This is a genomic window from Calditrichota bacterium (genome assembly GCA_014359355.1).
Classification (GTDB): Bacteria; Zhuqueibacterota; Zhuqueibacteria; order JANLFK01; family Oleimicrobiaceae; genus Oleimicrobium.
Window position 1 is genome coordinate 18,375 of record JACIZP010000169.1, and the last position, 10,554, is coordinate 28,928.

Genomic DNA, 10,554 nt, shown 5'->3' on the forward strand with positions numbered 1-10,554 from the left:
ATGACGCGCCGGGGCTGTCTTTGTGGTGAGATGGTGTCTTTGCGTGAAACAACCACGCTCAGGGTTGTGGAACTGTGGAGGGTACAAGGATGATGCACAAGGCACATGTGGTGCGGTGGGGGATGGCAGCGGTTCTCTTGGCGGTGGTTGCCAGCTATGGGGCGGCACAGACCATGGTTGACAATTTCAACCGCGCACAGCTTGGCTCCAACTGGACCGCCGATCCGGTCTACGAGATTGTGGGCAATGAGTTGGCCAATACTAGCACCACCTATGCGTGGGGCGACCTGGCCTTGTTCAATGCCATGAGTGGACCTACGACGGTGTCCATCAAATGGGGCAGCACTGCCGACGCCAATGGCATTAGGGAGGGGGCGATCGCAGTGATGTTGGACGCAAACAGCGTGACCGCCAATGGGTACATGGTCTGGCATAGCGGCACGCGGGTCTATCTCTGGACCATCGCCAATGGCGAGCCGGGCGTCAGTGTGCAAAATGTACCGGCCAACCTACCGGCTCCCACGGCCGGCCAAGTGATGAAGGTGGTGATCTCCTCGGATGCGACGGGACACCGATTTGACCTCTACATCGACGATGCGCTGGACGGCACGGTTGTCGACCCTCTCAAGCGTGCCGGCAGCCTGAATGGGTATGCCGGAGTGATGCTGAGGGGCAACCTGAACAATAACATTGACGATTTCACCGTGTCCAAGGCCGGGGGAGGTGCCGAGACGCGTGACGACTTTAACCGCGCCGACGGCCCCCCAGGCGCCAACTGGAACGCCGACCCAGTTTACCAGATCGTCAGCAACGAGTTGGCCAACACCAACACGAACTACGTGTGGGGCGACCTTGCGATCTTCACCGCACACCCGGGGCCGAACATGGTGCAATACACCTGGGGCGTGGGCGCTGATGCTGCTGGCATTCGCGAAGGGGCCTTTGCCGTGATGCTGGATAACGATGACCCTGATTCGGCAAATGGCTACATGGTCTGGCACTCGAGTACCCGGCTCTACCTTTGGACGATCGAAAACGGTGTTCCCACCACTCCGATAGTCAACATTGCGGCTGCGCTGGCAGCTCCCACGGCGGGTCAAACCGTAAAGGTGTTGATCACCGAGAACGCCAACGGTTACCACTTTGACTACTACATCAATGATCAGTTCGATGGGCGGGTCTCGGATGCATTGAAACGCGTGGGGAGCATCAACGGCTATGCTGGTGTCATGCTCAGGGGTGCCCTCAACAACAACATCGACGACTTTGTCGCTGCCACCGTGGTGGACAATACGCCACCGGCGGCGGTGACCAACCTGGCGGTGGGCGCTACCACTTCCAGCTCTGTGACGTTGACGTGGACAGCCACCGGCGACGACGGGACCACAGGCACCGCTGCTTCCTACGACCTGCGGAGGTCCACGTCGCCCATTACCGCCGCGAATTTTGACGCGGCCACGCCGGTCACTGGCCTGGGCACGCCCAAAGCCGCCGGCAGCACGGAGACGTTCACCGTCACAGGACTCAATTCGGCTACCACCTATTATTTCGCCCTCAAGGTGGCCGACGACGCCGGCAACAAGAGCGACCTGTCCAATGTGGTGATGGCTACCACGCAGAGCCCTGTGCGCTACGCCACCTACTGGGACACCTTTGAACGCACGGAGCTGGGTGCCGATTGGGCAGCGGACCCGGAGTATGTCATCGAGAATGGGGAGCTGAAGAACAACAAGACTACTGGCGCGGCTGCCTGGGGCTATGCCGCGGTGTTCAAAAAGTTCCCCAAGCCGCGTGCCGCCATGATTGTGTGGAGCGAGTCCGCGACCGCGGCAGGCATTGGCCAAGGAGCCATCTGTGCCCTTATGGACCAGCCGGATCCTAATGCAAACGGCTACATGATCTTCCACATTGACACTAGGCTCTTCCTCTACACGCTCAACGCCGGCAACCCCGGGGTGCAGGTGCAGTTGTTGACGAACGTGGCTGCACAGCCGGCGGCAAGGGATACCTTCAAGGTAGTGTTTAGCACGGACGCGACCGGGCACCACTTTGACGTGTACAAGAACAGCACCTTCGTCGGGCGCCTCAACGATGCTTCGCGCGTGATCAACCCTGCCACCTGGTACGTGGGCGCTTACCTGAAGGGAGGAACAGGCTACGGCGGGGCGAACAACATCGAGTCCTTCGGGGTGGAACTGCAAGCAACTGAACCCACCAGGGTGGAGTACTGGTCCGGTGACGCGCAGACCGGGCGGATCGGTGAGGCTTTGCCGCAACCGCTCAAGGTGCTCGTCACCGATGCCAACAACGTGCCCGTGCCCGGTGTGTACGTGGACTTTGCCGTCACCAGCGGGGTGGCAAGCCTGAGCACCGACATCACGTCGTTCGATGGCAACATCTGGCTGGAGGCGGAGAGCGGCGCGGTGGAAACGCCGATGGTGCGCATTGCCGATGCAGACGCCGCCGGGAGCATGTGTGTGGGCGTTCCCACGCTCAATACTACCAACGACACCGGCAAGGTGGAGATTCACTTCTTCGTGCCGCAGACCGGGAACTACTACCTCTGGGTGCGCTACAAGGCGCCGGATAACTTGTCCAATTCCTTCTACGTGAAGAAAGACAAAGGGGCATATGCCCTGGTGAACCTCACGGTGTCCACCACCTGGGCATGGTCCAAGTACGCCACGGCGTTCAACTTCACCAAGGGCGGACACAGCATCACCCTGAAGAACGCCGAGGATGGGACGCTCATCGACAAGGTTCTCTTGACCACTTCGACGACCTACACGCCTTCGGGTCAGGGGAGCTTGGCGACCACGTACGCCGACAAGCTCACTGATGGCGACGGCCTTGCTTCGACCATTTGCACGCTGGGGTTGCAGGTGGGCACGGTCACCGTGGAGGCGCGCGCTTACTACCGTGGTGACCAGCTCACAGGAAGCCCCGTCGTCTTCACCGAATCGGCCGTCGGCGGCGAAGCGAGTCGCTTGGTGTATGTGTCGGGTGACAGCGTGTTCGGCCAGGCGGGACAGCGATTACCACAGCCGTTCGTGGTGAAAGTGACGGACGCCTTTGGCAACGGCGTTCCCAACGTCGGGGTCACCTTCTCGGTGTTGGAGGGCGGCGGCACGCTGTCGAACGCCCAGCCAGTGATGACCGACAACAGCGGTCAGGCCTCCACCTACTTGACCTTGGGCTTTGGCTCCTACTTGCAGCGGGTCCAGGCCAGTGCACCTGGGCTGGAGGGGTCGCCCATCATCTTCCGCGCCTATGCCACGGGCCTGAACCTGGCAATGTCCAAGGTGGGCGGCGACGGGCAATCCGGAACGGTAGGCACCTTGCTGCCCCAGCCCTTGGTGGTCATGGTGGCGCACGTGACCTCCGGCGATCCGGTGGCGGGCTTCCCAGTGACGTTTGTAGTGACGGCAGGGGGCGGGAAGCTCGACGGGAGCGCCACCACGAAGGTGGTGACGACCAATGCCGAGGGTCAGGCTTCGGTGACGTGGACCCTGGGTGATGCGGCCGGCACCAATACCTGCGAAGCCAGGGCTACCGGCGTGGGTGGCTCACCCCTGGTGTTCACGGCCACTGGCCAGCCTGGCCCGCCGACCACCTTCACCAAGATCTCGCCCTTGGAGACGGTGAGCGGGCCGGTGGGCATGCCGCTGGAGGAGCCTTTCCGGGTGCGCGTCACCGATGCCAAGGGGAACGGCATCCCCGGCCATCAAGTTCGCTTCGTGCGCACCATGGGCAGCGGGACCATGGACGGCATGACCGAGCGCAACGTGGCCACCGACGCCCAAGGGTATGCCCAGGTGATCTACGTCATGGGAAGTGCGCTCGGCGAGACGAACCGCGTGGAGGCCTCTGCGCAGTACCAGGGCGCGCACCTGGCGGGCTCGCCGGTGGTCTTCACGGCCATCAGCACCGAAGGGGTGGCGCATCAGTTGGCCAAGGTCTCTGGCGATGGCCAGAGCGGGACAGTCGGCACGGTGCTTCCGGAGCCGTTCGTGGTGCGGGTGACCGACATCTTGGGCAATCCCATCGCTAACCATCCGGTGCGTTTTGCAGTCATCGGCGGAGGGGGCAACATCGGTGGACAGACCTCTGTAGAGGTGAACACCGATGCAGAGGGGCTTGCCTCGGTTACTTTGACGCTCGGACAGTTGGCGGGTCGCGACGTCCACGTGGTAGAGGTGACCTCGCAGCGCAATCAAGTCCCCTTGCAGGGCTCGCCGAAATACTTTAGAGCCTCCGCGACGCCGGGCACGCCCTCGCAACTGATCTATGTGTCCGGCAATTACCAAAGCGGCGCTGTGGGGACCACTTTGAACGACCCGCTCAAGGTGAAGGTGGCCGACGCTTTCGGCAACGGCATCAAGGGGCATCTGGTCACCTTCAAGGTCATCTCCGGAGGTGGCAGTTTTGCCGGCATCCCGGAGCAGAACGCGTACACGGATAGCTTTGGCGTCGCCATGGCGTTCTTGACCTTGGGCACGCAGCCGGGCCAGAACAACAACGTCGTCGAGGCGTCGGCCAAGCAGAGCGGTGTCCACCTGGACGGATCCCCGTTCACCTTCTATGCGACTGCCTCCCCGGGCATTGCCGCCGCACTGCAGTACGTGTCTGGCCGCAACCAGTCGGCAGAAGTGGGCACGGTACTCCCGCAGCCGCTGGTCGTGAAGGTTGTGGACAGCTTCGGCAACCCGGTGGTTGGGCACAATGTCACCTTCTCGGTCATCGAGGGGGGCGGCACCCTTGCAGGGCAGACGCAGAGGAACGTGCTCACGCTCTCCGATGGGACGGCACGGGTGGTCTACACCCTGGGCACCGTGGCCGGCACGCTCAACAATCTGGTGCGGGCCAGTGTGCCGGGGCTCTCCGGCTCGCCGGTTGATTTTTACGCCACGGCGCTCCCGGGTCCGCCCGCGGCACTCATGGAGGTTTCCGGCAACGGCCAGACCGGCGCGGTAGGCACGCCGCTGCCGCAGCCATTCAAGACGAAGGTTGTGGACAACTACCAGAATCCGATCAACGGCCACATCGTGACCTTCAGGGTGCTGAGCGGTGGCGGCAACCTGGCCGGGGCCAGTCGTCGCGATGTGTTCACCGACACGCAGGGCATCGCGGAGGTGACGCTGACCTTGGGCGCTACCCCTGGGGTGAATAACAACGTGGTCGAGGCGACCAGTGTGGCTCGCGACAGCACGCCTCTGCCCGGCTCGGGCGTCCGCTTCATCGCCTCGGCGACGGTGGGAGCGCCCAACAAGCTGGTGATGGTGAGTGGCAACAACCAGGAAGGCATCGTAGGCAACCCGCTGCCGCAGATGCTCACCGTCAAGGTCACCGACTCGCAGAACAACCCCATTGTCGGCCACTCGGTGACGTTCAGGGTAATGGCCGGCGGCGGCACGTTGGACGGCCCCACCGACACGCTGCGGGTCGTACAGACCGACGTGGAGGGTAAGGCTGCGGTGTTCCTCATCCTCGGCCCGGTTGCCGGACAGAACAACAACATCGTGCACGCCACCGCCACCTACGGCGGCAGCCAGCTCTCTGGTTCGCCGGTGATCTTCGTAGCCTCGGCGCGTAGCAGCAACGCCACTGCCATCGAGAAGGTCTCGGGCGACGGGCAGTCGGCTGCCGCGGGCACAACCCTGGCGCAGCCTATCCGCGTGCGCGCACGCGACAGGAACCAGAACCCGGTGGCTGGGCACCCGGTGACCTTCAGGGTAGTGACAGGTGGCGGTGTGTTGAACGAGGTGGGCAGCATCGTCGTGGTCAATACCGGCAGCGACGGAGTTGCTGAGGTGACCTGGAAGGTGGGGACGGTCGCGGGCACGAATAACAACACGCTTGAAGTGACCGCGACAGATGGCGTGAACCCACTGGCCGGCTCCCCGCTGCTCTTCACGGCATCGGCCTTTGCTGGGCCGCCCAGCGCCCAGACTTCCACCATCACTGCCGCTTCGCCGATTCCGGCAGATGGTGTGAGCAAGTCGCCGATCACCGTGAGGTTGCGCGACCAGTACAACAATCCCGTGCCTAACGCCGCCGTGATCATCAACGCCACGGGCACGAACAATATCATCACGCAGCCGATGAGCCTCACCGACGCCAATGGCGAGACGCAAGGCTACCTGGCTTCCACCAAAGCGGAGGTGAAGGTGGTGAGCGCCCGCGCCGTGACCCATGGCGTTGACCTGCTGGCTACTGCCCAGGTGCGCTTCACCGCGCTGGCTGCCTCGCGCATCGCCGAGTTCGGCGGTAATGGCCAGATCGGCAACATCGGCACTGTTCTCGCGCAGCCGCTGCAGGTGCGCGTCACGGATCGCAATGACAACGGCATCTTTGGCCATGCAGTGCAGTTTGTGGTGACAGCCGGCGGTGGCAGCATCGTCGAGCCGCAGCCGGTGTACACCGACAGCAACGGTGTTGCACAAGCCCGTTGGATCTTGGGGCGGGCTGCTGGCTACAACCGAGTCGAGGCACGGGCCCCAGGCCTGAGCGGCTCGCCAGTGGGCTTTACCGCCTTTGGCATGGAGCCGACACCGACGGCGATTGCCATCTACTCTGGCAACGAGCAGACAGGCATAGCCGGACGGGTCCTGCCGCAACCGCTGGTGGTCAGAGTGACCGACGCCGCGGGCGTGGGGGTCTTTGGGCGCGCCGTGAGGTTTGATGTGATTCTCGGCGACGGCGCCCTGGTCACCCCCGCGGTGGACACCACCGACGCCTATGGCTTGGCGGAGACGTATCTGACCCTCTCACGCACCTCTGGATTAAACCTGGTGCGCGCGACCTGCCAGGGTCTGACCACGACGGTCACCTTCACGGCCTACGCCAGGTCCGATGTGGCCACCAAACTGGAGGTCTACTCTGGGGACAATCAAGAGTACGTGGTGGGTCGGACGCTGCCGCTGCCGTTGGTGGCAAGGGCGTTGGACAAGAACAACAATCCCGTCTCTGGGGTGCCGGTCACCTTTACGGTGGTTCAGGGCAATGGTACCCTGCCCAGTGACAACACGCGGCTGACCGACAACGAGGGCAAGGCGAGCATCTCGTTCACCTTGGGCGTTACCGCAGGTACCTATATGGTCCGCGCAGCGGCATTGGGCCTGACGCCGGTCGTCTTCACGGCCACCGGCTTGCCGGATCTACCAGCGAACCTCGTTTATGTCAGTGGCGATGGTCAAACGGGCAGCGTTGGCCGGGAGCTCGTCTTCCCGTTGCAAGTGCGGGTAACGGACCAGTACGGCAACCCCGTGCCCAACTCCTGGGTGACCTACGTGGTCATCCAGGGCGGCGGGAGCATTGTCGAGCCGCAGCCGGTCTACACCAATAGCAGTGGCATTGCTTCAGCGCGCTGGCGACTCGGCCCGACGGTGGGTGAGAACAAGTGCCTGGCCTACAAGCAGGGCTGCGCCGGCTCGCCGATCGAGTTTACCGCCGTGGCGGTGGAGAATGCCTTCCCGCAGCTCACGTTGCCGAAAGCGATCACAGTGCAGGAGACGCAACGGGTACGGTTCACGGTGGTAGCAACCGACGCCGACGGCGACCCCATTACCTATCACGCGCGCAAGCTGCCTGCAGGCGCCACTTTCGACTCGCTGGGCACGAGGGTATTTGATTGGACGCCCAACTATGCGCAGGCTGGAGTCTACTACCCGGTCTTCATCGCGCGCGACAACAAGGGTGGCATCGGCATCGACTCGGTGCGCATCGAGGTGCTGAACTTCAACCGTCCACCGCACATCGTTGGCTACTCGCCGGTGTTCGACCAGATCACCATCGTGCAGCCGGATTCGGTCACCTTTGTGGTGGAGGCGGCTGACTTGGACGGCGACTCGCTGCGATATGAGTGGACCGTGGCCGGAATCATCACCTCCACCGCAAGCAGCTTCGTGCTCAGGTCGACCCTGTTCTCCATCGGCAACTATGACGTCAAGGTGAAGGTGAGCGACGGGTATGACACCATAGAGCGGACCTGGCATGTGCGGATCACCCCGACTGCCGTGGAGCTGGAGAGCTTTACGGCGAAGGCCGTGCCCTATGAGGGCGTGGTCATCGAGTGGAAGACCGGCTTCGAAGCAAACAACGCGGGCTTCCACATCCTCAGGAGCAGCGCGCGGCAGAGCGGCTATGTGGCGGTGAACAGCGAGCTCATCCTTAGCAGGGAGGATCGCACCTACACCTTCGTGGACAAGACCGCCAACGAGGGAGGAGCGTACTACTACAAGCTCGTCGATGTCGACCGGAATGGGATGCGCACCGAACATGGCCCAATTACCGTGGTCGCACCGGTACCGGCCAAGTACGCGTTGTCCCAGAACTACCCGAACCCGTTCAACCCGGTGACGACCATCCGCTACGAGCTGCCTGCGGCAGGGAGGGTCACCGTGAAGGTCTACAACATCTACGGCCAGCTGGTGCGCACCTTGGTCGATGAGCAAGTGGCCGCCGGCTACCACACCCTGCTGTGGGATGGCCGCGACGAGTACGGCCAGGCGGTCTCCTCCGGTGTGTACTACTACCGGATGGTGTCTGGCACCTTTGTGGAGACCAGAAAGATGGCACTGCTGCGGTGACCTGCTTTGGTTGACGGTCTGAGACATTCTGGGGAACCAGGGCTTCCCTGAGCGACTGGATAAGCGTCTGCTGTCGCTTGCCCAGTTCCTTGTTCCCTCCGGGCCGGCACCAGCTTTCTTGGTGGTGCCGGCCTTTCTTTTGTGCGCGTGGCCGTCGCCGGCGATTCCGGTCCCAGAGATTGTGGCTCGCTCAGTGGGTTGCCCTCGGCCGTGGTTACGTGGCATGGGCAGTCGCCCAGCCACTGAGCACGAAGATGCTGGCTGCGTATGTGCCCGCGCGGCAGGTTTTTGCCCAACTGCTCTTCTTGCTCGGCGCTGACCGAAAGGAAGCTCACAAGGGGGACTCTGCCGCAGCACAAGAATGTGCTTGTTTTTGACCGCCGGAATGATATATTCGAGACGAGAGACCGGCCCAGGAATCGGAGAGGGAGGCAATGGCAAAGGCACTGCGCATATTGCAGAAGATCCGGGAGGACCACGTGTCGGGCGCCTCGGTGCTGGCGGGAGAAGCGGCAGCTTGTCTCCTGGCGTTCCTGGACGAGCGCCGGCAGGCGCCTCCCGCGCGCGTGATGGAAGGGCTCATCGACCTCGGCTGCGCCCTGTTGGCCGCACAACCGGGGAACGGCCCCATTTTCAACCTCGTCAACTCACTCCTCTTGCGCCTGAGCGGGGAGGGGACCGAAGGGGAGGACTCCACCGAGCTTCTCCGAGTGGCCCGCGGCCATGTCAATTCCTGGCTGCAGGTGTCGCACGCGGCCTTGTGCGAGATCGCTGCGGCAGCAGGAGCCCTGATCAAGGACGGGGACATCGTTCTTACGCATAGCTACAGCAGCTCGGTGTTTGCGGGTCTAAAACAGGCCAAGGCAGCGGACCGCCGCTTCAAGGCTATCGTCACCGAATCGCGGCCGCTGCTGGAGGGTAGGCTGTTGGCAAAGGAGCTGGCGGCCCTGGGCCTGCCGGTAACGCTCATCGTAGATGCTGCTGCGCCCGCCTTGGTGGCCGACTCGAATCTTGTGCTGGTCGGCGCCGACATGGTCACGGAGCAGTTTGTCGTCAACAAGATCGGAACGCAGGCAATTGCCGTGGCGGCGCAACAGGGGGAGGTGCCCGTGTATGCAGTGAGCGAGCTGTCGAAATGCCTGCCGCGGGCGCTGGCCCGGGGATTCCAAACCGAGCGGCCGCCGCGGCAGGTGTGGCCGGGCGCGCCACGCAGCGTTGAGGTGCGCAATATCCACTTTGAGGCGGTGCCGTTGGAGCTGTTTACGGGGGTGGTCACTGAGCAGGGGGTGATGCGACCCGCCGATGTGCGGCTCTATGTCGAGGAAGAGCTTGGCTCTGGGGGCATCGCGCCTTGTCTGGTGCGAGAGGAGTAGCTCGCCAAAGGGCCAGTGTTTATGGGTGAATTGACTATGCCTGCACAAGGCGGCTTGGCCATGGGAAAGCGCAGCTCCAGCGGCGGCGAGCCTGTCGACGGGAGGGGAGGGTCATGTGGGCCTTCTCTCGCGAGCAACCGAGAGGCTCGGTCACCAGCACGGGCAAGAAGCAAGGTGAGCAAGCCGCAGCCCACACCTTCTTGCTCTGGGAGCAGCAGATCCGGGCGGCGGTGGATCTATTGGCGACAACCGACTAGCGTTGTGCCACGACCGCGAGCGGGCTGGCCGAACAGGAAATCGTCGATGGCATCAGATGAGCAGGAAAGAAAAAGCTGCCATTCCTGAGGAGCGGAAGGGCAAGGAAAACAGCACGCGCCCTGGGAGCCACCTTGACGCGCGCGTCTCAGCGGAGGCTTGGAGGGTCGACAGCGAGGCGATCCTCGAGAGCATATCTGACGGCGTTTTCACGGTGGACTTGCAGTGGCGCATCACCTCCTTCAATCGGGCCGCCGAGCAGATCACTGGCGTAGGCCGCGCGGAGGCCATTGGCCGTTTGTGCTGGGAGGTGTTCCGCGCCAGCCTGTGCGAATCCG

Annotated in this window: 4 protein-coding genes; all 4 read left to right on the forward strand. The window is 63.1% G+C overall.

Translation table 11 applies throughout. From position 1 onward, the window contains the following. Positions 1-89 precede the first annotated feature (89 nt). On the forward strand, positions 90-8,588 hold the full coding sequence (locus tag H5U38_07085) for an Ig-like domain-containing protein (GenBank protein ID MBC7186784.1): 8,499 nt from the start codon (positions 90-92) through the stop codon (positions 8,586-8,588). Positions 8,589-9,022: 434 nt separating this feature from the next. Continuing rightward, a complete protein-coding gene (locus H5U38_07090) occupies positions 9,023-9,961 on the forward strand; it encodes a hypothetical protein (GenBank protein ID MBC7186785.1) in 939 nt (312 codons plus the stop codon). Positions 9,962-10,074: 113 nt separating this feature from the next. Beyond that, positions 10,075-10,218 carry a hypothetical protein gene (locus tag H5U38_07095; GenBank protein ID MBC7186786.1) on the forward strand — a complete coding sequence of 48 codons (144 nt, stop codon included), beginning with the start codon at positions 10,075-10,077 and terminating at the stop codon, positions 10,216-10,218. 56 nt (positions 10,219-10,274) lie between these two features. Next, positions 10,275-10,554, forward strand: a 280-nt coding sequence (locus H5U38_07100; GenBank protein MBC7186787.1) for a PAS domain-containing protein, incomplete at its 3' end; no start/stop codon positions are given.

Excerpts from the sequence above, each read along its gene's own strand:
- H5U38_07085 (MBC7186784.1), top strand. The coding sequence starts at position 90 with ATGATGCACAAGGCACATGTGGTGCGGTGGGGGATGGCAGCGGTTCTC.
- H5U38_07090 (MBC7186785.1), top strand. The coding sequence starts at position 9,023 with ATGGCAAAGGCACTGCGCATATTGCAGAAGATCCGGGAGGACCACGTG.
- H5U38_07095 (MBC7186786.1), top strand. The coding sequence starts at position 10,075 with ATGTGGGCCTTCTCTCGCGAGCAACCGAGAGGCTCGGTCACCAGCACG.